2 rRNA genes (1 of these 2 cut by a window edge) are annotated in these 2,500 nt (G+C 50.4%); both read right to left on the minus strand.

Annotated elements, in window-relative coordinates:
• Positions 1–44: 44 nt before the first annotated feature.
• Positions 45–157 (minus strand): 5S ribosomal RNA (gene rrf, locus AC1DYR_RS20770).
• Between the two features lie 143 nt (positions 158–300).
• Positions 301–2,500 (minus strand): 23S ribosomal RNA (locus AC1DYR_RS20775) (it continues 680 nt past the right edge of the window).

Here is a 2,500-nt window from a genome sequence, read left to right on the forward strand (position 1 = left end):
CGCCCGGTTGATCAAAAATCAACCGGGCGTTCCTTGCTGTAAGAGCCTGACGATGTCCTACTTTCACACGGGAATCCGCACTATCATCGGCGCTAAGTCGTTTCACTGTCCTGTTCGGGATGGGAAGGAGTGGTACCAACTTGCTATGGTCATCAGGCATAACTTGTTGACAGATTGTCCAAAGAACAATCCATCGAATTCATAGAGTAAATCAGCTTGTATTTAGATTCGCACAGCTGCTGAGCCGTGCTTTTTGAATGCGTCAACTTGGCATAACAACTTCGAATTAATCAAAGTTATAGGGTCAAGCCGCACGAGCAATTAGTATCAGTTAGCTTAACGCATTACTGCGCTTCCACACCTGACCTATCAACGTCCTGGTCTTGAACGACTCTTTAGGGGGCTCAAGGCCCCGGCAGATCTAATCTTGAAACGAGTTTCCCGCTTAGATGCTTTCAGCGGTTATCTCTTCCGAACTTAGCTACTCGGCAATGCCACTGGCGTGACAACCGATACACCAGAGGTTCGTCCACTCCGGTCCTCTCGTACTAGGAGCAGGCTTCCTCAAATCTGCAGCGCCCACGGAAGATAGGGACCAAACTGTCTCACGACGTTTTAAACCCAGCTCACGTACCTCTTTAAATGGCGAACAGCCATACCCTTGGGACCGGCTACAGCCCCAGGATGAGATGAGCCGACATCGAGGTGCCAAACACCGCCGTCGATATGAACTCTTGGGCGGTATCAGCCTGTTATCCCCAGAGTACCTTTTATCCGTTGAGCGATGGCCCTTCCATACAGAACCACCGGATCACTATGTCCTGCTTTCGCATCTGCTCGACTTGTCAGTCTCGCAGTTAAGCACGCTTATGCCATTGCACTATTATCACGATGTCCGACCGTAACTAGCGTACCTTCGAACTCCTCCGTTACACTTTGGGAGGAGACCRCCCCAGTCAAACTGCCTACCATGCACTGTCCCCGATCCAGATAATGGACCTAGGTTAGAACCTCAAACACACCAGGGTGGTATTTCAACGTTGGCTCCATGCGATCTAGCGACCACACTTCAAAGCCTCCCACCTATCCTACACAGATCTGTTCAAAGTCCAATACAAAGCTACAGTAAAGGTTCATGGGGTCTTTCCGTCTTTCCGCGGGGAGATTGCATCATCACAAACATTTCAACTTCGCTGAGTCTCAGGAGGAGACAGTGTGGCCATCATTACGCCATTCGTGCAGGTCGGAACTTACCCGACAAGGAATTTCGCTACCTTAGGACCGTTATAGTTACGGCCGCCGTTTACTGGGACTTCAATCAAGAGCTTGCACCCCATCATTTAATCTTCCAGCACCGGGCAGGCGTCACACCCTATACGTCGACTTTCGTCTTAGCAGAGTGCTGTGTTTTTAATAAACAGTTGCAGCCACCGATTTTTTGCAGCCTCATTGGGCTCCCCAAGTAAATGGTTCACCTACTAAAGGCACACCTTCTTCCGAAGTTACGGTGTCAATTTGCCGAGTTCCTTCTCCTGAGTTCTCTCAAGCGCCTTAGAATACTCATCTCGCGCACCAGTGTCGGTTTGCGGTACGGTCGTGTGTAGCTGAAGCTTAGTGGCTTTTCCTGGAAGCAGGGTATCACTCACTTCGTCTGCAAGCAGACTCGTTATCACCCCTCATCTAAGCCCGGCGGATTTACCTACCAGGCACGACTACAGGCTTGAACCAACATATCCAACAGTTGGCTGAGTTAACCTTCTCCGTCCCCACATCGCACTACACATCGGTACAGGAATATTGACCTGTTTCCCATCAGCTACGCATCTCTGCCTCGCCTTAGGGGCCGACTCACTCTACGCCGATGAACGTTGCGTAGAAAACCTTGCGCTTACGGCGAGGGGGCTTTTCACCCCCTTTAACGCTACTCATGTCAGCATTCGCACTTCTGATACCTCCAGCAGGGTTTACACCACCACCTTCACAGGCTTACAGAACGCTCTCCTACCACTTGCAATAAATTGCAAATCCGCAGCTTCGGTAACTGGCTTAGCCCCGTTACATCTTCCGCGCAGGACGACTCGATCAGTGAGCTATTACGCTTTCTTTAAATGATGGCTGCTTCTAAGCCAACATCCTGACTGTTATAGCCTTCCCACTTCGTTTCCCACTTAGCCAATTTTAGGGACCTTAGCTGGCGGTCTGGGTTGTTTCCCTCTTGAGTCCGGACGTTAGCACCCGGTGCTCTGTCTCCCAAGCTGTACTCATCGGTATTCGGAGTTTGCATTGGTTTGGTAAGTCGCCATGACCCCCTAGCCAAAACAGTGCTCTACCCCCGATGGTAATACTTGAGGCACTACCTAAATAGTTTTCGGAGAGAACCAGCTATTTCCAAGTTTGTTTAGCCTTTCACCCCTATCCACAGCTCATCCGCTAGTTTTGCAACACTAGTCGGTTCGGACCTCCAGTGCGTGTTACCGCACCTTCATCCTGGCCATGGATA

It is taken from the genome of Polaromonas sp. P1_F9 (assembly GCF_056405615.1).